Genomic DNA, 19,424 nt, shown 5'->3' on the forward strand with positions numbered 1-19,424 from the left:
CATCACCTATCTCCAGAGTGATGAGGGAACACATTATCTGTCTCTGGTCACCGATGCCTATTCTCGAAAGATCATGGGCTATGAAGTCAGTAATGAAATGAAGACAAGCGATGTGATCAAGGCGTTGAAGATGGCAATGACACAGAGAAGAACAGATAAACCTGCTATTCATCATTCTGATCGCGGACTGCAATATTGTTCTGGTGAGTATCAAAAACTCCTAGCCCAACAAAAGATATCACCCTCTATGACAGATGGATATGATTGCTATCAGAATGCAATGGCTGAGAGAGTGAACGGGATCCTCAAACAAGAGTTCCTGCTCTATAAATGCAAAACCTTGGCTGAACTGAAGAAGCTGGTTGCTCAGTCCATTACAATATACAATCAACTCAGACCGCACTTGAGCCTGGGTATGAAAACACCTGAACAGGTGCACAAAAAAGCCAGCTGCAATACACAGCTGGCTATAACTTAAAAACCGTCAACATATTTCAGGACGGGTCATAGGACGGGGCGGCGACTATACTCATGCCACAATCAGATATTTTTTTCGCAATAAGTCTTGAGTCTATCAAGCGCCCAATACGAATACCAACATCAAAACCATCTTCAACCAGATCAACCATTTGATCATTAAGAACCAGATCTATTTCGATTTCCGGGAATTCTGCTCTAAAGGCCGCAAGCATTGGGGACATGCATTTAATTCCAAATGACATCGGCGCATTTATTTTCAGTAACCCGCGGGGCGTCGAAGATAATCGTGAAACCGCATGTTCGGCCTGATCTGCAACATCCATTACAGCTTGGCATTTCTCAAAAAACAAACGCCCCGCCTCTGTCAACGAAAGTCTGCGTGTTGTTCTGTTAAGCAAACGTATTCCCAAACGATCCTCAAGACGGCTTACCTGCTTTGACACAGCGGATTTACTTATACCCAAGACCTTGGCTGCAGCAGTAAAGCTTTCGTGTTCAACCACTGAAGCAAAAACAGCCATTTCATTCAAATTCATTTGCCGCACTTACGCTCATTGTTTCCCCAAAGAAACAATCTTGTTCTAAAATCACATATTATAATCTTAATGTGACATAACTATCTTAAGCTGAACAGCCACTTCTAAGAGTACAGGAAATCCTGATGATTGATATCAGACCTTTTGACAGCTTGGGCAGATTTCAAAATGAATGGTTAAATGCCCGTTATCATTTCAGCTTTGCAAACTATATGAATCCGGATCGAACAGGCATTGGTCCTTTGCTGGTTTGGAATGATGATGAAATCCAGCCTGGTGGTGGCTTTCCCATGCATGGCCATCGAAATATGGAGATCATCACCTATGTAAGGTACGGCGCAATTTCTCATGAAGACCACCTATCCAACAAAGGGAAAACACCTGCAGGTGATATACAGGTCATGACAGCCGGTAAAGGCATCCTTCATAGTGAATACAACCACGAAGCAGAGATAACTGGCCTTTACCAAATCTGGATTCAGCCATCCGAAACCTATCTCAATCCTCATTGGGATCAGAAAACCTTTTCCCAAGCCGATTACGCGGGCAGATTTTTACCACTGGCTTCCGGAGAGAAAAAGCATCCCGACGCACTGCCTATAAATCAAAATGCCACTCTTTACGGCACCCACTTGCAGGAAAATAAAGAGATCAATCAGGCAATAGAAAAAGATCGATTAGGTTATCTTGTGGTTTCAAAAGGATCGATCGAACTCAATGGTCACCGATTGAATGAGCGGGATGGTGTGATGATCGCGAATGAAGAAAACTTGAACATCAAAGCCCTCGGTAACGCAGAGCTCATTTTTGCAGACCTGCCAGATACAATTCAATAAGCCAGATACAACGCAATAAATTGCAGCCAAAAAAGGAACAGATAATGGGAAAGCTCGTCGATGGTCAATGGCATGATGTCTGGTACGATACCAAAAGCAGCAATGGCAAATTTCAACGCAAAGACGCGCAGTTCAGAAACTGGGTAACTACGGATGGATCACAAGGCCCCAATGGAGAAAAAGGCTACCCTGCTGAAAGCGGACGCTACCATCTCTATGTAAACCTCGCCTGCCCTTGGGCACACAGAGCCCTGATTTTCAGAACCCTAAAAGGGTTGGAAGAGATTATCTCCGTCTCTGTGGTTCATTGGGAAATGAAAGAAAACGGCTGGGAATTCAACCCCGGAGATCTCGGCTCAACCGAAGATCATCTCTATGGATCTGATTATCTCTATCAAATCTATACAAAAGCTGATCCCAATTATACTGGCCGCGTTACCGTTCCTGTACTGTGGGATAAAAAAGAAGGGACAATTATTTCAAATGAATCCTCTGAAATCATCAGGATGTTCAATAGTTCCTTTGATGGTTTTGCAACAAAGGACGTTCCTGATCTTTACCCGGAAGATATGCGAGAAGCCATCGATAGTGTTAACGAGCTGGTTTATCACAATATTAATAACGGCGTTTACAAAAGTGGCTTTGCAACAACCCAACAAGCCTATGAAGAAGCATACCACGCGCTTTTCAATGTTATGGATAGTCTGGAAGAACGACTGAATTCACAAAAATACTTGGCCGGGGATCGCTTGTCAGAAGCTGACTGGCGGCTTTTCACCACCCTGTTACGCTTTGATTCCGTTTATTACGGTCATTTCAAATGTAACAAAAAACGGCTTGTTGACTATCCCAACCTGTGGGCCTTAACACGCGAGCTTTACCAGTACGAAGGGGTAGCAGAAACCGTCAATATTCCCCACATAAAAGCCCACTATTACGGCAGCCACGGCACAATCAATCCAACCGGAATTATTCCTGTCGGACCTGATATTGATTTTAATCAGCCCCATAATCGCTAAAAATCTCATGGCCACACGCTATCGGCTTAATCCAGAGCCGATAGCGATCCTAATTTTTGGTTTTTAACTCTTTGGATTAAAAAGAAGATCCCGGTTGTTTCAGAAACTCGGTTTCTTCTGGTGTACTTTCCCGCCCCAACACTTCATTGCGATGAGGAAAACGGCCAAACCGACGAATGATCACTTCATGCTTTTGCGCATAACTCAACCAATCAGGATTTTCGTCCATATCCTGATAAAGCTCCAGAGATTTTTCCTGCACTGCAAGGTCTTCGCTATGCTCAAAAGGCAAAAGGATAAAATTCCGCTCTCGTTGCGGAAGCTCTGTGTGCCATTCTTTATCGACAACCATTTGAGCAATACCCAATGCCTTTTCATCCGTTGCAAAGGTTTTGGGATCATTCCGGAACAAATTACGCGGTGCTTGGTCGAGCAAAATACAAAGTGCCAAGCAGCCTTTTACTGTCTCAGCCCAGTGATCTAGCTCACCTGCACTTGCTTGCTCATAGAGAGAACCAAGTTTTTCAGCAACTTCACGATCAAATTTCGGATCTTTAAAAAACCACTTCCGGTCCATACCGTCAGCTAACCAAAAATCCAAAACATCACTAATCACGGTGTATTCTCCTCAAAGATCGGCACTCATTATCAAGGTTCAGAGCCTGTAGTTTACATCAAAACCATAGATGATCACAGGTTCTGAACCTTTTATATCAATGCTTTACCCGTGTGCGCCAATACTATTTGAAATACCGACAGAGATTCTGCGACAAAGGTCATACAGCTCTTCAATCGGTTCAAAGATATTGGTATGTTCATCAGAGTAATCGCGAGTTTCATCATCGCTATAATCGCTAGGCTCCCCATACTCTTTAGCGGTAAAAATCGTTTTCCCTTCATGAACAGGGAAAGTTGCTTTCAGTTCCTCCAGAGCCGCCGGAATTTCCATCGCGATAATATCCTGAATCAAATCCTCAAGTGTTAAATCATCACGATTGGCAAAGGCAGGAATACGCATTGCCAACAGGAAGATTTCCTGAATGAGACACAATCGAACCACATGCAGAATAATCAGATTGATTCGCCGACGGGTATCAAAAGGAAAGACCTTCTCTTGCCCATCCGCAGCCAGCGCATCCAACCCGCGATGGAGATGAATTGCATCCTGACGAAAAATCTGCAACATCCTGTTCATACCGTCATAACGCTGGGTATCACCAACCAGATTGGAAAGACGAAGCTGATCACGGGCCCGCTCAGTATGCTTAACCGCATAGGCCTTCGCCAACCAGTATCTGGGATTGAAAAGCGCTGCATAAGCTTCCGGCGTATTTAAACTACTCAGGCCTTTTGCATAGGACACCATATCCATAAAACGTCGAACTCGGTCTGATTCTCCATGCAATTTCACAAAAGCATCCAGATCTCTCGATATAGCAGTCCCAAAACCACCCGCAGTATTGGCCAGATAACCCAGTTGCTGAAGGATCGCATTATGCGGGATTGCCCTGATCTGTGACGGATGCCCCCGATCAATCCCGTGATGTTTATCGTGTTGACGCTTACTCTTTCTGGATCCTGTCTGATACAACAGATTTGTGCTGAAAGAGCCTAAAAGGGCTGCATAATCTTTATTCTCCAACGTGTTTTCATGAAAATCTTTCAGGGTCAAAAAGAAATCCAGTGAGTAGTCTGTGTTGGTATAAAATGCATCCTTGCCATCTACAGTCGGTTTACCCAAAGCATGCTCAAGCAGGCGAGTGACTGTAGTCAAGGCAAGCTTGGGGGTCCCGAAATAAAGGTAGCCGTCACCGCCCTGAAAGCTGACTTCCTGTTTCAGAGGAATATTATTCGCGGCAAACAATGAGCGAGTCATAGGAGAAGACACATATTTAAGACGATCATTGAAACTCAGTGGATGCGCCCCGCGGCCCATTGATTCGCCATGAGTATCAAAAATAACAACCTCGACACCTTTGACATTATAATCAGCAAGTAATCTTGCTAACTTCATATGCAGACGTTCGATCGCAAGCGATGCAGAAACCTGGCCCAAATAACGCCCGGCATCAGAGAAACCGGTTTGAATGCACAAACGTCCACGCTTTTCAACATAGGCGCGATAGTGCTCGTTCTCCAGAAGTTCAGCAATGACTTCACTTCCGCGTTCCAGTGCCGTTCCCGTTTCAAACAGTGGAGAGATATCCAGTAAATCATCAACACCGAACAGCTTTGCATAATAAAGCGCTGTCAGAATGGTAAAAGGCGTGTCGCATTCGGCAATCAAAAAGCGGATCGGACGCGACGCATCAACATACTTGATCATCTGGGCAATCAGCATGAACATGCGTTTTGCGGTTGTATGTTCAGCAGATAGCGAGCCAAAATTGATGCGAATTGGCTGTACTTCATCCAACAGTCCAGAAAGAGCCCTGAAATTCCCTCTGCGGCGCCCGGGATCATCCGGCTCCCCTTCCATAGCAATATTCTTGCGAATAGCATTATGGAGTTGCGCAGAATTGAGCCTGACGTGCATATGAGATGTTGCCAAACCATAGTTTGCGATTTCAGACCTCAGAATAATGAGAGAACGTTTCAGATCGGCTTTATCGGTTAAGCTCAGCGCGCGATTAATCGCTTCAATTAATTCCGCTGTGTGCACCAAACGTGCACCATCATCAGCAACGATAGAGCGGGATACCTCCTTTAATGCCTCTTCTGATGCACTGTTATCACTGAAAAATTCTGTTTCCTTTTCAGCCACGTGCAAGGCAAGTGTCACCCGGCTCTTAATCAAGGCAAGCGTGGTTTCCAATTCATCCTTCTGGCCCTTATGAGCCGCAATGATCTCGTTCAATTTGGAGATATAGTAACCAAGTTGAACGACCTGAACCTTCATACGGGTGTGAAGCGTATTTGCCCATGTAATGTCCGTCCGGCCATCCAGATCATATCCAACCCAACTCGCCACCGACAGGACACGCGGAGAAAGTTCGGTCCATTTTTCAGGATACAGTTCTTCCGCAACGGCCAGAGCAACGTCGTACACCTCGCGTAAGGCTTGCTGTATAGAGGCGATTGCTTCCATCGCCTGACCATGTTCGGCCAAGAGATCAATCGCCTGATCTGGCTCATGAGAATTACCAATGACAAGCTGATTTAGTGCCTCAATCGCCTTGGTATCAAGTGCCTGCCCATCAGCGTTTTCATTGGCTGTAAATTGGGCCAAAGCCTGATACAGTTCTTTTGATAAACCAAAGGTCGGATGCGCGGTGATAACAATTCCGAATGCTTCACGTTCCAGCTTGTCTTTAAAAGCTTCGAACGATAACTGGGTGTTGGCATCATCAAAAGCCAGCGCCTTGAAAAGCTCTGACAGTCTGGATTTGTTATCTGCAATGCTTTCGACACCAACATAATCAGAAACGCGCTTGGCTCTGTCCCCAAAAGCTTCAACAGAAAGGTATTGCACCAGTTGAGAAAGCAAATCTACAGACAGATTACCCGCCGCCAGTCGTTCAGAAAGATCATGTGCAAGCTCCAGAACCGGATTCCCCAACGGATGGCTGGTTGTCTGTTGCCTCATTGTAATCAGACGAGTTTCCAGTTCATCACGTAATGCGCAAGCTTCCGTAAAACGCTTCTCACCTTTGACTTGAGAAAACAATACGTCCAAAGCGAGCCCTTTAGAGGTTTTAGATTTTGCCATTAATTTTGACCTTCCCATTCACGACACAATTGCAGGTACCCAGACGCAAATATGTCTTCCATACCTTCTAGTTCATAGTCACTTTTATATGTTTATTTCCCGATTTTTCGGGTCTGTCGTGCTGGAGGCTTTTATGTGACCAATTTTAATTTTCTGTGCTTATAAGAGAAAGTTACAAAACTGGCAAAGAGAATTATTCGATCAACTCATAATCAAAACCTGCATATTCTATTTTTTTCAAATAATTAAGCCCCAATTTATCCATCAAAATAAAAAGACTTTTGAATAATTGTCTTCAATTCGCTGATTATTATGGTTAATTTTCAGTAGGTCACAGAAAAGCCACTGGAATCACTAGAAAAAATCGTTGCATCAAGATTCATAAAGGAATAAAACTAAGTTATGAGCGATTTTTTTGAAAATGACGATGAACTCGTCTTGCAACTAGGCGACCTTCTTCCTGATGACGCAGGGGAAGTGGTTTTGTTCGCGCGCGATGAACCGCTCAAAATTGAAGCCGATACACCTTTGATTGAAACAGGCGTTGTGGAAGATTCACACATCACAGCTTCCGGAACAGATGTTGGCGGGCTGACATATAGTCAGTTTGCAAACGGAATGACCCTGTATCACGACAATGATCATATCCTGATTATTGCACCAGACGTATAAAATCCCCACTAAAAGATATTAAATATCTCTCCTGCTCGTTTATGCAAACGATTAGATACTTACCTCTACGATATCTAGATCAACTGTCCCCAGATAGCTGCGACAAATACGCACGAAATGCCTATTCCTTATAGTTTCTCTGGGCTCTGATCTTGCCAAGTCCGTTCCAAGGAGGTAAGGATCAAGTATGAAAGCCCTACCGATATAAGGGCCGCATTTGGAACATACTTGAGCATCCTATGCCCCGGCACAACAGACAGATCGCACGACAGGATAAGCAAAGCATCGCTGCGCTTTCTATCTTTGCGCTTTGTCTCAAAATGCTACTGCCGATTGCTGCAAGTTTTTTTATTTCCCATCAGGCAACGGCCTCGGTTAGCAACACCGCCTTCGACAAGCAAACAAGTCTGGAAAAATCTCTGAGCTTTATTTGCACACCCGGCGGCATTTTTGTGGATCAGGACAGTAAATCAAGTTCGATGGATCTCGCTGATCACTGCGACTTTTGCCTGACAAGTGCATTTGTCACGATTCACAGAGATACCAATAATTTAGAGACATACACGTTGCTCGAAAGTTCTCTGTCCTGGCAAATTATTGGCTCAAAACAGACAAGATTGCTTTTCGACGGACACCGTCATTCTTCAAGAGCACCACCTCGCGCTTGATAAGCGTAATAATTATCCCGATTTTCACACATATTTCTTTTTTCAGACTCTCTGTAGCTGAAAACAACATGAGGTTATCATGAAAAAACTTCTCGTCACACTAACCGCTCTCCTTGCCCTTACCTTTTCTGGCTTGGCCGTAGCAAAAGATTACAAAGCCGGCGATGTCATGGTTAAGCAACCTTGGGCACGCGCAACTCTCGGTCAGGTTAAAAATGGAGCTTCCTTCCTGACACTTCACAACATGGGTGCCGAAGATGACAAACTTGTGGCTGCCGCAGGTACTGCTGCCAAACGCATAGAACTACACTCTCACACAATGGTCGATGGTGTTATGAAAATGCGTGAAGTCGAGGGCGGCATTCCTGTTGCTGCCGGCTCAATGGTCGAGCTGAAACCCGGTGGATTTCATATCATGCTAATGGGCCTTGAAGCTCCATTGAAAGAAGGGGAGATGTTCCCGCTGACCCTGACTTTTGAAAAAGCCGGCAATGTTGATGTGATGGTTCACGTAGCAAAAGGTGGCGCCATGAAAATGGAAGACCACAGCAATCATTAGGCCATATCTGGTTTAGCTACTCAAAAAGCCGAGCTTTCATAGCTCGGCTTTTTCTTTGTCCGCAGGCTAGACCCTATGCACAGATTTTCTCCATAACCAACTCAAAGTCTTTGATCCCCAATGATTTCCCATTTGCGATGATCTCTACCTGATGAAGACCTGGATAATACTTGCGGGTGGTGATCGGTTTAATGTTATGCCTCTTGCGTGCATTGTGTCGCTCTCTAGCAGCAAGATTAAACGTTTTCCATTTAAAGACTTTAGGAGATGTTTCGCCATTCGCTTTTCGATGATGAACAACAAAATCAAGAATTAACGCCTGATCTTCATCGCTTTCAGATGCCATTGTGACCTCAAACTCTAGCTCCTTGCCGAAGATTACAGATGGCGTCAACACATTAAAATCAACAAGCTCCACTTGAGCATCTTTATAACCCAGAGCTTCCAAACACTTCTTATGTCCTGACTTGATGAGAGTACGACAAGCATGACGTACAAGTTTCTGCCGCTCTCTGGATGCTCCCTTCATCCATTTTCTGGCAATCTCAGCTACAAGATCTGGATGATCTTTTGCAATATCATTTAAATTATTGGCAACCGAGCGTCGTACATACTCTTCAGGATCATCGCGAAGCTTTTCCAACAGCGGGAGTAGAGGGCTTGGATCTTTGACAAAATCAGGCAGTTGCATTGCCCAAGGCAGCCGGGGGCGAGACCCTTCCGAGGCCAATCGACGAACATGATAGTTCTCATCATCAGCCCAGGTCAGGATCTCAGCCATCGTTTCCTCTGGTGCGGAAAGTAAAAAATATCGAATGGCAAATTCAGAGCTTGATCGCTTTGTCATTTCTTTGAGCAATTCCATCGACAAATGAAAATGATCTTTACCATAGAGCGCAACATAGTGGCACATTGGCATGACAAGCCAACCAGACACACCTTTATCAGACATCCCCTGATCACTGATTGATATATTCTCTTCCGGATTTAAAATTGCCAGCAAGATTTCAGCAGCCCGGCAAAAATCATCTGGCAAATATTCATACAGAGCCTCTGTAATCCTGTCTGATCGTTGTTTCAGCTCCAATTCACTCAAGTCTCTTGTTGCAAAGACAATAAACCCCTTTTGGTCAAAATCACATTGCCGTACATTCAAATGTTCAGCCATTTTAGAAATGGATTTCAAATTAAAAACTTCTTTAAACGGCTCCATAATAATCCTGCTTAATTAAGAAAATTTATTCGTTGTTTTCTTTTTAAAGCCCCCCTACTGACAGCATTGTGTCAGTAGGAATTACCAGAACCAATTCACAACAAGTTGAGTATTGTTTTCTCGCCATCTCCCGCCTTCCCTATAAGCTGTTTTGCAGACATGAATATCTGGAAAACAATGATGTTTAAAACCTCACAATTACGTTCAACTATGTTTATGGCCACCCTTATTCTGACTGGATCGATCAGCTTGCCTGCGACAGCAAACGAAGCCCTGGAGCATGTTGGACATGTTATGACTCACTGGACAGATACACCTCAAGAACAAGGGCTATTACCAGTTGCCACAGCAGAAGCGGAAGTCGCCAAAACACATGCTGGCTTTGCCGCATCAGATCTGAGCGATCTGGATTCCATGCAACTTCATACGCGTCACGTTTTGCACGCGCTTGATCCTGCACAAGAAACAAAGGGTCCAGGACTTGGGTATGGTCTGATAAAAGCAGCTGAAGGTGTTGCAACGCATGCAGAGTTAGCTTCAGATTCAGAAGACGCAAGTGATATTGTCCGCGTTTCCGGTGTCATGGTTGCATCGGTTGGGCGAAACACAACACGCCGGGCAGAAGAAGCACTAAAACTTACACAATTGATACTCACCAGCAAAACCAGCGAAACCGCAGCTCCTCATGTATTGCAGTTACAGGAACTAACCAAAGCATTCTTTATCGGACAGGACCTGGATAAAGACGGACGCATTGTCTGGTATCATCATGAAGGAGGTCTTGAAATCGCTACTGAGCAGATGGATGTAATCATGAACAGTACAAAACAGTAAAAAATACTTTTTTCAGAAAGTACTTGATACAAGAAAAGCCGGCATTGATACCGGCCTTTCTCATCTCTGCATTATGATAGTTTGCCTATCCCCAGACTATACTCGAGCAACACCGCCGCTTTTCTTGTTCCAAAAGAAAAAGAGAACAAAGACAGCTAAAACCGCGAGATGTATCTCCCACCCCAAAGGCCAGAGCAGACCGGCACCAAGCGCGAATACCACAACCCGTTCAAGCCAACTTAGCTTCTCTTCCAGATATCCTTGCAATGCCCCTGTAAAGGCATAAAGACCAACCAAAGAGAACCCAAAGATCGTAAGGACTTCGTGCCACTCGCCACCCAAGAATGGTGTGTAGGCAAAAAGCAGCGGAACGATATAAAGACCTTTGGCAACTTTCCATGATTGCAATCCTGTTGCCATCGGCGGTGTTTTCGCAATTGCTGCTGCCGTAAAGGCCGTCAAACAGACCGGTGGGGTCACGTTACTGTCCTGTGATAGCCAGAAAATAATCATATGAGCCGATAGCAAAGCATAGATCTGAGTATCTTTATCCAACACCATTTGACGCAAGGTATCCGCCATATCCGGCGGAACCAAAGCCAGAATCTCCTTTGCTGCCTCTGTGGACATTGGTAAGCCAATTTCAGCAAGACGTTCGGGCGCAGCCAACATAAAGATTGCTTTAGCATCGTCGGCCAAATTTCCAGCTGCGATGGCCTCAACAAGTAAGCCATCTGCGATAAGGGAATAGAGAGCAGGCGCAGAAAGTGTTCCCAACACAATGTAAGACGCTGTAACAGGCAATCCCATGCCCAACACAAGTGACGCAAGCCCGATAAGCACCATGGCAATGATCAGGCTATCTCCCGCCCAGTTGGTAATCATCAAGGAAAAGGTATTCCCTATTCCAGCTGTGGCAATAACATTGACAATCAAGCCAACAGCACACAGCAAAATCCCTGTCATGACCATATTCCGCGCACCAAGCGCCAAAGCATCAAGAATGGCACGCAACCCCATTTTATTCGGTGTCGACCACGAGGCAACAACAACTCCGATAATAGAAAAACCCGCGGCATATGTTGGGGTAAAACCGTAAATCAACAAGCCAATCAAGACCGTGATTGGGACCAGAAACGGCAATCCACCCCTTTTCAGAACTTCAAAAGCACTTTCTGTTTCAACTTCGACCACATGCACATTACTGCGTTTGGCTTCCATACGCACAAAGAAAGCGACCGTAGCGAAGTAAAGAATTGCAGGCAAGAAAGAGACAGCAATAATCGTTGTATAGGGAATTTGCGTGTAACTCGCCATCACAAAGGCCCCTGCCCCCATGATCGGTGGCATTAACTGCCCCCCTGTCGACGCAGCAGCTTCAACGCCACCTGCAAAACGGGCCGGGAAACCCGCCTTTTTCATCAAAGGAATGGTAATCACACCTGTCGAAGCAGTGTTGGCTACAGCAGACCCGGAAATTGTACCTGTCAGCCCCGATGCAAACACGGCCACCAGACCGGGTCCGCCAACGGTTCGCCCAGCAACAACCCGCGCAAGATCGATGATAAACTCGCCAGCGCCAGAGCGCACAAGAAAAGCTCCGAAAAGGATGAACATGAAGACAAAAGTGGATGAAATACGGGCGATATTCCCAAAGAGCCCATCATCACCATAAATACTTCTGAAAAGAATGGTCTCTGTGCTTAAGCCCTTGAATTTGAAAACACCATCGATCAAAGCACCCCACCAACCGATGTAAGTAAGAGCCAGCACAATCAGAAACGGAATAATCCATCCCGTCGTACGACGAGTGAATTCAATCGCCACAAGAATCAGTATCGTGCCAAATATCCACTCAGGCTCTTCCAGACGAACACCACGTTCATAAATGGCATCTTCCATAGAGATCATGTAAAGCGCAGCAAAAGCACCTAATAATCCCAAAGACAGATCAAAAACAAGCAACCCCTTGCTCTTGCCTTTTCCGACCATGGGGTAGATTAAGGCCCCCATCAGAACGAAACCGGCAAAGTGCAGGGCATTTTGCCAAAGCCCCGGTATCACGGCAAAGACGTTAAAATAGATGTGCATCAGGGAAATAAGCACCCCTAGCCCAAAAACGGCCTTGCCAATCCATCCCCCTTCACCGCGAACAATAGCTTCGTGTTCGCCCAACTCAACTTCTGGTGCGTTTGTTTCCTGTGACATGACTTCCCCGAAAGAAAAGCGTACTTACAAGACGGGCGCCCGAAATCTCGAGCGCCCGATAAAGCATTGAAATATTACAATTTCAGCTGATTATTTCGCAATCAGGTTTGCGGGAATATCAATGCCGATTTCCTTGTAGTACTTCGCAGCACCTGGGTGCAGTGGCACAGGCAAACCAGCCAGAGCAGCATCTGTGCTCATCGCTTTGGTCGCCTTGTGGATCGCGTTAAGGAAAGGCAGGTTTTCGTAGATAGTTTTTGTGATTTGATACACAGCATCTTCATCTACGTCATCGCGTACAGCAAGGAAGTTTGGCTGAGCAATAGTCGTGATATCTTTTTCCTGACCAGGGTAAGTACCAGCGGCAATTGTATATGGTGTCCAAAGACCAAGACCACCATCAGCTTGTTTCGCCTGCTCAGCAGTAAAGCCAAGAAGGGTAATTTTATCGCCCATTGCAGCCATTGCTTTGGTTACAGCGCCTGTTGGAGGGCCAGAAGGCGTCCCCATACCGGCAACCTGACCATTCTGAAGTGCATCAGCAGATGGGCCATACCCAACATGAACAAGGCTATAATCAGCTTCCGCGTCAATGCCCAGGTTTTTCAGTAAAACAGTGTTTGAACCGATGGTACCTGAGTTCTTTTTACCCAGCGCCATGCTCTGGCCCTTCATGCCAGCAAGATCAGCAACGGTACCCGTCTTTGCATGTTCAGCAAGAACAGTAAATTGCTCAACATTTTGCCATAGCATGGAAACAGAGCGCATTTTTGTTTGCGGACCGTCTTTTTCTACAGGGCCTTTGCCATTCCAGGCATAATACCCATAAAGCCCCTGAAGAATAGCAAACTGTGCTTCATCTTCACGTAACAGCTTTACATTTTCGCCTGACCCAGCAGAGTTAATTGCTGAAAGGCCAATTTTCTGTTTTGGCTGCAACTTGACTTTCACGAGCGTCGAAATCGCAACACCCACCGGATAATATGTTCCGCCAGTACTTGCCGTTGCCAAAAGATAGTCACGCGCTTCAGCAGCTTGGGCAACTGCGCCCGCAGACAAGGCACTGCAGATCGTCACGGCTGCAGCAACACCCTTGATTGCTTTCATCATTTTCATAAGAGCCTCCCTAAGACATTTATTGTTTTTCAATTTAACTTTACCTGTTCGGGCATATTTGAAACTACGTTACTCATTTCACGGAAACAAAACCAGTGTCCATTAAAACAAGAGCGCAAGATCAAAATACATTTACCAACATATGGCAAAGAGCATGCCATTGAACAAACCATCTAAAATATTGAAAAATAACGAATTTAAAAATAAAAGAAAATCAACAGAGCAAAATTTCGCCGACAACTGAATTATCAATAGGCAACTTTCCGCGCACCTGCGCCCAAAACATCACAGTTCAAGACAGAAGAAAACTCGACAATAAATCTGGTCCCTGCCTTTTCTCTATTTTCAACACGAATGTTCCCGCCAAAGTCTTTGACGATGCCATAACTGATCGACAGTCCTAAACCAACGCCTTCACCAACCTCTTTTGTCGTAAAGAACGGATCAAAAATCTGATCCAGATTCTGAGGGTCAATACCCGTTCCATTATCCTCAATAATAGCGATAGCAAGCTGATCAATCTGTCTGAGATAAACTGAAATTTTCTTTTCATTTTGCCCGCCCATGGCATCCGCAGCATTACGTAACAAGTTCACAAAAACCTGTTCCAAACGGATAAGGTCACCTTTGACAAAAACAGAGATCCCCAAATCCTGGAAATTCAGATCAATCTCACCCGGCTTCCAAACTTTTCCCATCAGGTTAATTGAATTGATTAAAGCCTCTCTCAAATCAACCTTGCTATACTCAACGGGTGTTTTTTGCGCAAAGCTGTTCAACTCTCCTGTGATATTGCTCATACGTTTGGTCAATGATGAAATCTCGATCAAAGACTCTTTGACACTATCCTTTTTCCCTTTGGCAAGAAGTAAACGGGCACTGGCTGCAAAAGTCCTTATTGCGGCCATCGGCTGATTAATCTCATGCGCAATCGCCGTTGACATTTGCCCCAAAGCAGCAAGTTTGCCCGTCTGAACCAAATCTTCCTGGGTTTTGAGAAGCTGCATTTCCGTTCGCTTTCTTTCATCAATTTCCAACTGCAGCTTTTTATTAATAACCTGAAAACGATCAGCCAGCTGCGCCCGTTGGGCCGATCTTAATTTTTGTCGACGCTCTCGCAAGAAAAGGCTTCCGATAAAAACCAGTGTCAATAAAACAGCCCCGCTAACCCATGCCGTTCGTTGCTTTTCCAGAACCAGATTCAAAGGCGTTAAAAAATGCATGACCCACCCAGGTTTCCCGATCTCGCGTTTCAGAGCAAGATACTTATGGCCATCAACTTCAAAAACGTCACGATCAAAAACTTCATGGAAGCGAAGATCAAGGGGTAATAATTTCGCCCCCCCAAACTGACGATTACTCCTGATATTGGCTAAAGCATCAGTATTGATTGGAGAAATAGTTTGATATCTCCAGTCATCACGACTGGAAAGAAAAATAACCCCGTTTGCATCTGTCACAAAAACATGCTCTCCCCCGTCATGCCATTGTTTTTGCAATGGTCTCATGTCAACCTTTGCAACAATAACGCCTCTGACTCCGGTCTGATCGTGAACAGCATGAGACATGAAATAGCCCGGCACCCCTGTTGTAGCCCCAACAGCAAAGAAACCTGATTCTCGTCCTTCAATCGCGTCTTTGTAATAAGGGCGAAACGCATAATTGTGCCCTACAAAGGATCGATCTTCGAGCCAGTTCGAGGCCGCCAAGGTCGTACCTTTGCTATTCAAAACATAAAGGACATCTGATTCAGCTTTTTGATTAGTTGCTCTCAATGAACGGTTAACGGCTATTGCGACACCTTCTCGCCCTTCATTTTCACTCAGTAACTTTTTAATACCTTCATCGCGTGAAAGAACAAACGGAAGGTAGCGATGTTTTTCCAATGCAGATCGTAATGTCCCCTGATACAACGACAATCTTTCTTGCCCGATTCCGGACAAATCCCGCGCAGCACTAAAGCCAACCCAATAGCCAGCCCCATAAACCAAAACAATCCCGAACCACAGCCCTCCAAGCCAGAGTGAAAATATTTTCCATGAGATTTTTCTCGGTATCAAAGACATGTCATTTCAAATGGATTACAGTTGGATGACCCTAGATCCCTGCTTTGTCAGGATTTTTTATGAATAAGTTGGTCAAGAGACGACAGAAATCGTGATCGATCCTGTTTTGTGAAAGCAGGTGAATAGCTTTTCACTTCACCGCTTTCACGTAAATTTGTCATTAAATCCCTGACAGCCAAAGTCATCCCCATAGCATCTTCGGTAAAGATTTTCCCCTTGGGGTCCAATACCTTTGCGCCCTCTGCCACACAACGAGACGCTAGCGGGATATCTGCTGTGATAGCAATATCCCCCTGTTTAATGTTTTCCGCAATCCAGATATCTGCCGCATCGGGCTCTTCGGGAACAACGACAGAAGTGACCAAGGGGTGACGACCATATCTAAGCCAAGTATTGCTAACCATGTGCACTTTCAGGTTATGCCGTTCAGCAACCTTCACGATCTCATCCTTCACCGGACAGGCATCGCCATCTACGTAAATTTCCACCAAGGTCTCCACCTAAACATCTATACTGAATCTTCTTTCTAAAACTTCATCGAGAGCAACCATATTATTCAGCACGCAAGATAACTAATCTTTTTTGCCAAAACCCAATTCGTTCTTCCACCAATTCGGCAAGGCAAAAGCTCCCTTGTGAACAGCAGCATTGTAATGTTTGCCATCATACTCGGTGTAAGGGTTCGAATAATCATGTCCGTCCTTACTATAAAGGAAAAAGCCGAATTCTGCCCCGGGATACATTGGGACAATAGAGCGATAAACATCCAAATGAGGGAAAAAACGACCACTGCGCATAATCTCAAGGAGACTTTGATCTTCTTCACTGGCAGCTTCCTGAAAGAATCTGACACGATCTTTTCCGATAAAAACACTGTCAGAATCGATACAAACGCCGTCACTCTTGAGAATGGCAACCAGATTATCCAGAAACTCCTCGGTAAAGAGACTGGCAGACGGTCCAACAGGCTCAGTAATATCCATGAAAATCAGATCAAACTGTTCTTTTCTGTCCAGTGCCTCGATAACATAGCGTGCCGCATCATCACATATCAGGTCAACCCGCGGATCATCATAGTTCCCATTAATTGCGAGGTATTCATTACTGAGTTCAATAACACGACGATCAATCTCGGCCATGACCACCTTCTCAACATTGTCATGAACCAGGAGTTCTCGAAGAAGCCCGCCATCGCCTCCACCAACAATTAATGCCCGTATGTTCTCTCGCTTACGCCCAAGAACAGATATATGGACAGCCATTTCATGATAAATAAACTCATCGGCTTCAGAAGCCTGAATTAAATCATCTAGAACCAGAACTCGCCCAAAATCCTTGTGCTCATAAATCTCAATCTTTTGAAACAGGCTTTGCTCACTATGTAAAAGCTCCATCTTCATGGCATGTGTAAAGCCAATCGCCCCCGGATCTTCATGCCACCATGTGCTAAAATCAATCTTGTCTGCCACTAATCAACCCCCGTTCAAAAATATCAACGAGATATAGTAAAGCACGACCTGCTTCACAATCATAGAGAATGTATCGGGTAATATTGATTTCCAGCCCAAAGCGGCTCTGTCATTAACAAACAAATGGCCCTACCTTCCAGATCCGTTTCATGGCTAGCTATGGGCACTTCTACCTTACGGATGATAAAAAATGAGTAAAAACTCTCTCGGACAGCCAATTGGTCCGATTGTACAAAACTGGACAGAACCTCAACGCCCAACTTTCATGATGATTGCGGGCCGTTACTGCAAAATTGAGAGACTGGATCCTCTCCGCCATACAGAAGATCTCTTTGAGGCAAATTCCCTGTGCAAAGAAGATCAGATATGGACCTATCTAGCCTATGGTCCTTTTGACAAACTCGAAACTTACCGGGAGTGGATAACAGATATGTCAGCAAAGGATGATCCACTTTTTTACGCAATCGTTGATAAAAAAACGAACAAGGCCCTTGGCGTGGCAAGCTACCTTCGCATCACACCAACAGCAGGCTCAATTGAAGTTGGTCATATTAACTTTTCACCTGCGTTACAAAAAACTGTAATGGCAACAGAAGCAATGTACTTAATGATGCATCATGTTTTTGTGGAACTTGGTTACCGACGTTATGAGTGGAAATGCAATGCACTAAACGAAGGCTCAAAAGTTGCAGCAAAACGTTTGGGTTTTACCTATGAAGGTACCTTCAGACAATCAGATATAGTAAAGGGGAGAAATAGAGATACAGCCTGGTTCTCCATCCTTGATTCTGAATGGCCCATCATGGAGCAAGCATTCACTCGCTGGTTAATTGAAGACAACTTTACAGTTGGCGGCAAACAAATCACCAGCCTGTCAGATTTTGCGCAAGAGATATGGCAAGAACAGGCCACATAGATAACTTATTAGCTCTTAATCAAACCAGCTCACAATAACATCAAGGCTCTTTTTGTTCAGGGCCTCCTCGGGTACAGTTGCTGTATCAGACGGATATCCTGCAACAATAATCATAACTGGCTTTTCATGCTTGGGTCGCCCTAATAGTTCTCTCAAGAACCCCATTGGGCTTGGCGTATGGGTCAGAGTAGCCAGCCCAGCATTATGCAACGCGGTAATTAGAAATCCACACGCCAGGCCCACTGACTCCTGTATATAATAGTGCTTAATTTTTTCGCCAGTACTGGAATCAATGTCATAGTTCTGTTGAAAAACAACAATCAAATAGGGTGCGATTTCCAAAAAAGGTTTCTTTGGGTCTGTCCCAAGCGGTGCCAAATCTTTTAACCAGGCTTCTCCTGCCTTCCCCGCATAAAACTCTTCTTCTTCAATCTCTGCAGCTTTGCGGATTTTCCTTTTCATTTCTGGATTACTGACAACAGCAAAATGCCACGGTTGTTTGTTCGCACCCGAAGGAGCCAGGCCTGCTGCCCGCACAGCATTTTTAATAATATCCCGATGCACTGGCTTTGATGAAAAATCACGAATTGTTCTCCGCCCCTGCATCAGCCGAAGAAACTCACGAGAACATTGCAACCTTTCTTCTTCTGAATAATCAGGTAACCCGGCAAAGGGTACGACTCGAAACTCTGCAGACATGATAGCTTATCCCTGATTTTTTTTATTTTTGAAACGCTGGAAACAATTTCAACCATACCTAATATTCGGAAAGATGCCGCGAATCATTTCCCCAAACAAGACACTTTTAAGAAGGCTAACATAGTTAGGGAAAATGACCATATACCCTCGGTTAAAGTTTATGAATGACAAAACCAAAAGCAATGCAGATGAGAGGATAGACACTTAATAGCAAAAAGAGGTATATGTGATTTTTCATCAGCGCCAAAAAGAAAAGATCCCTAAAAAGAGATCTTTTCTTTTTGGCTGGGACGGCAGGATTCGAACCTGCGAATGCCGCTACCAAAAAGCGGTGCCTTACCACTTGGCGACGTCCCATCTAGATGTGGGAGAGAAAATAGCGTTACTTCTGAGGAAGTCAATGGGCGAAAGGTATTTTTATCAC

18 protein-coding genes and 1 tRNA gene are annotated in these 19,424 nt (G+C 44.8%); 8 read left to right on the plus strand and 11 right to left on the minus strand.

Features of this window, described 5'->3' with window-relative positions:
* Positions 1-478, plus strand: a 478-nt coding sequence (locus D9A03_RS13235) for an IS3 family transposase (RefSeq protein WP_120497708.1), incomplete at its 5' end; no start/stop codon positions are given.
* A gap of 16 nt (positions 479-494) precedes the next feature.
* Here the strand turns inward: D9A03_RS13235 and D9A03_RS13240 are convergent.
* The gene (locus D9A03_RS13240) at positions 495-1,016 is read right to left on the minus strand and encodes a LysR family transcriptional regulator (protein ID WP_120497709.1); all 522 of its coding nucleotides are present in this window, start codon (positions 1,014-1,016) and stop codon (positions 495-497) included.
* A gap of 125 nt (positions 1,017-1,141) precedes the next feature.
* On the opposite strand from D9A03_RS13240, the gene D9A03_RS13245 reads away from it, so the two are divergent.
* Positions 1,142-1,852 carry a pirin family protein gene (locus tag D9A03_RS13245; protein WP_120497710.1) on the plus strand — a complete coding sequence of 237 codons (711 nt, stop codon included), beginning with the start codon at positions 1,142-1,144 and terminating at the stop codon, positions 1,850-1,852.
* A gap of 44 nt (positions 1,853-1,896) precedes the next feature.
* Complete coding sequence (locus tag D9A03_RS13250) at positions 1,897-2,871, plus strand: glutathione S-transferase family protein (RefSeq protein WP_120497711.1); 975 nt, start codon at positions 1,897-1,899, stop codon at positions 2,869-2,871.
* Between the two features lie 76 nt (positions 2,872-2,947).
* Here D9A03_RS13250 and D9A03_RS13255 read toward each other — a convergent pair whose 3' ends face one another.
* Together D9A03_RS13255 and D9A03_RS13260 are read right to left on the minus strand one after the other, a co-directional pair.
* On the minus strand, positions 2,948-3,487 hold the full coding sequence (locus D9A03_RS13255; protein ID WP_254055047.1) for a DUF924 family protein: 540 nt from the start codon (positions 3,485-3,487) through the stop codon (positions 2,948-2,950).
* 105 nt (positions 3,488-3,592) lie between these two features.
* Positions 3,593-6,580 (minus strand): phosphoenolpyruvate carboxylase, encoded by a 2,988-nt coding sequence (locus D9A03_RS13260; protein ID WP_162938146.1) that lies wholly within the window; start codon positions 6,578-6,580, stop codon positions 3,593-3,595.
* A gap of 402 nt (positions 6,581-6,982) precedes the next feature.
* On the opposite strand from D9A03_RS13260, the gene D9A03_RS13265 reads away from it, so the two are divergent.
* From D9A03_RS13265 to D9A03_RS13275, 3 genes are all read left to right on the plus strand, one after another.
* Positions 6,983-7,252, plus strand: a complete 270-nt coding sequence (locus tag D9A03_RS13265; protein WP_046503653.1) for a hypothetical protein — start codon at positions 6,983-6,985, stop codon at positions 7,250-7,252.
* 239 nt (positions 7,253-7,491) lie between these two features.
* Entirely contained in the window at positions 7,492-7,920 is a 429-nt protein-coding gene (locus D9A03_RS13270; protein ID WP_120497713.1) for a hypothetical protein, read from the plus strand.
* A gap of 79 nt (positions 7,921-7,999) precedes the next feature.
* Complete coding sequence (locus D9A03_RS13275; protein WP_120497714.1) at positions 8,000-8,479, plus strand: copper chaperone PCu(A)C; 480 nt, start codon at positions 8,000-8,002, stop codon at positions 8,477-8,479.
* Positions 8,480-8,552: 73 nt separating this feature from the next.
* Here the strand turns inward: D9A03_RS13275 and D9A03_RS13280 are convergent, their stop codons facing one another.
* Positions 8,553-9,692 carry a DNA alkylation repair protein gene (locus D9A03_RS13280; protein WP_216825482.1) on the minus strand — a complete coding sequence of 380 codons (1,140 nt, stop codon included), beginning with the start codon at positions 9,690-9,692 and terminating at the stop codon, positions 8,553-8,555.
* A gap of 177 nt (positions 9,693-9,869) precedes the next feature.
* On the opposite strand from D9A03_RS13280, the gene D9A03_RS13285 reads away from it, so the two are divergent.
* The gene (locus D9A03_RS13285; RefSeq protein ID WP_216825483.1) at positions 9,870-10,526 is read left to right on the plus strand and encodes a hypothetical protein; all 657 of its coding nucleotides are present in this window, start codon (positions 9,870-9,872) and stop codon (positions 10,524-10,526) included.
* 96 nt (positions 10,527-10,622) lie between these two features.
* Here D9A03_RS13285 and D9A03_RS13290 read toward each other — a convergent pair whose 3' ends face one another.
* The 5 genes from D9A03_RS13290 to D9A03_RS13310 form a co-directional block, all read right to left on the minus strand.
* Positions 10,623-12,734, minus strand: a complete 2,112-nt coding sequence (locus tag D9A03_RS13290; RefSeq protein ID WP_120497717.1) for a TRAP transporter permease — start codon at positions 12,732-12,734, stop codon at positions 10,623-10,625.
* Positions 12,735-12,824: 90 nt separating this feature from the next.
* On the minus strand, positions 12,825-13,850 hold the full coding sequence (locus tag D9A03_RS13295; protein ID WP_120497718.1) for a TAXI family TRAP transporter solute-binding subunit: 1,026 nt from the start codon (positions 13,848-13,850) through the stop codon (positions 12,825-12,827).
* 248 nt (positions 13,851-14,098) lie between these two features.
* On the minus strand, positions 14,099-15,916 hold the full coding sequence (locus D9A03_RS13300; protein ID WP_120497719.1) for an ATP-binding protein: 1,818 nt from the start codon (positions 15,914-15,916) through the stop codon (positions 14,099-14,101).
* 47 nt (positions 15,917-15,963) lie between these two features.
* Positions 15,964-16,404, minus strand: coding sequence for a YaiI/YqxD family protein (locus tag D9A03_RS13305; RefSeq protein WP_216825484.1), 441 nt, complete (start codon positions 16,402-16,404; stop codon positions 15,964-15,966).
* Positions 16,405-16,488: 84 nt separating this feature from the next.
* The gene (locus tag D9A03_RS13310; RefSeq protein ID WP_120497720.1) at positions 16,489-17,385 is read right to left on the minus strand and encodes a fused MFS/spermidine synthase; all 897 of its coding nucleotides are present in this window, start codon (positions 17,383-17,385) and stop codon (positions 16,489-16,491) included.
* 190 nt (positions 17,386-17,575) lie between these two features.
* Between D9A03_RS13310 and D9A03_RS13315 the strand changes: the two genes are divergently transcribed.
* Positions 17,576-18,301, plus strand: a complete 726-nt coding sequence (locus D9A03_RS13315) for a GNAT family N-acetyltransferase (RefSeq protein ID WP_120497721.1) — start codon at positions 17,576-17,578, stop codon at positions 18,299-18,301.
* Between the two features lie 15 nt (positions 18,302-18,316).
* Here D9A03_RS13315 and D9A03_RS13320 read toward each other — a convergent pair whose 3' ends face one another.
* Positions 18,317-19,000 (minus strand): nitroreductase family protein, encoded by a 684-nt coding sequence (locus D9A03_RS13320; protein ID WP_120497722.1) that lies wholly within the window; start codon positions 18,998-19,000, stop codon positions 18,317-18,319.
* A gap of 282 nt (positions 19,001-19,282) precedes the next feature.
* Positions 19,283-19,357: transfer RNA gene (locus D9A03_RS13325), tRNA-Gln, on the minus strand.
* Positions 19,358-19,424 lie beyond the last annotated feature (67 nt).

It is taken from the genome of Kiloniella sp. EL199 (genome assembly GCF_900313065.1).
In the GTDB taxonomy this organism is placed as follows: domain Bacteria; phylum Pseudomonadota; class Alphaproteobacteria; order Kiloniellales; family Kiloniellaceae; genus Kiloniella.

What these genes read in the sequence shown, in the direction of transcription:
- D9A03_RS13240 (WP_120497709.1), bottom strand. Translation starts at nt 1,016, where the DNA reads ATGAATTTGAATGAAATGGCTGTTTTTGCTTCAGTGGTTGAACACGAA.
- D9A03_RS13320 (WP_120497722.1), bottom strand. Translation starts at nt 19,000, where the DNA reads ATGTCTGCAGAGTTTCGAGTCGTACCCTTTGCCGGGTTACCTGATTAT.
- D9A03_RS13250 (WP_120497711.1), top strand. Translation starts at nt 1,897, where the DNA reads ATGGGAAAGCTCGTCGATGGTCAATGGCATGATGTCTGGTACGATACC.
- D9A03_RS13245 (WP_120497710.1), top strand. Translation starts at nt 1,142, where the DNA reads ATGATTGATATCAGACCTTTTGACAGCTTGGGCAGATTTCAAAATGAA.
- D9A03_RS13300 (WP_120497719.1), bottom strand. Translation starts at nt 15,916, where the DNA reads ATGTCTTTGATACCGAGAAAAATCTCATGGAAAATATTTTCACTCTGG.
- D9A03_RS13270 (WP_120497713.1), top strand. Translation starts at nt 7,492, where the DNA reads ATGCCCCGGCACAACAGACAGATCGCACGACAGGATAAGCAAAGCATC.
- D9A03_RS13265 (WP_046503653.1), top strand. Translation starts at nt 6,983, where the DNA reads ATGAGCGATTTTTTTGAAAATGACGATGAACTCGTCTTGCAACTAGGC.
- D9A03_RS13285 (WP_216825483.1), top strand. Translation starts at nt 9,870, where the DNA reads ATGATGTTTAAAACCTCACAATTACGTTCAACTATGTTTATGGCCACC.
- D9A03_RS13315 (WP_120497721.1), top strand. Translation starts at nt 17,576, where the DNA reads ATGAGTAAAAACTCTCTCGGACAGCCAATTGGTCCGATTGTACAAAAC.
- D9A03_RS13295 (WP_120497718.1), bottom strand. Translation starts at nt 13,850, where the DNA reads ATGAAAATGATGAAAGCAATCAAGGGTGTTGCTGCAGCCGTGACGATC.
- D9A03_RS13290 (WP_120497717.1), bottom strand. Translation starts at nt 12,734, where the DNA reads ATGTCACAGGAAACAAACGCACCAGAAGTTGAGTTGGGCGAACACGAA.
- D9A03_RS13280 (WP_216825482.1), bottom strand. Translation starts at nt 9,692, where the DNA reads ATGGAGCCGTTTAAAGAAGTTTTTAATTTGAAATCCATTTCTAAAATG.
- D9A03_RS13275 (WP_120497714.1), top strand. Translation starts at nt 8,000, where the DNA reads ATGAAAAAACTTCTCGTCACACTAACCGCTCTCCTTGCCCTTACCTTT.
- D9A03_RS13260 (WP_162938146.1), bottom strand. Translation starts at nt 6,580, where the DNA reads ATGGCAAAATCTAAAACCTCTAAAGGGCTCGCTTTGGACGTATTGTTT.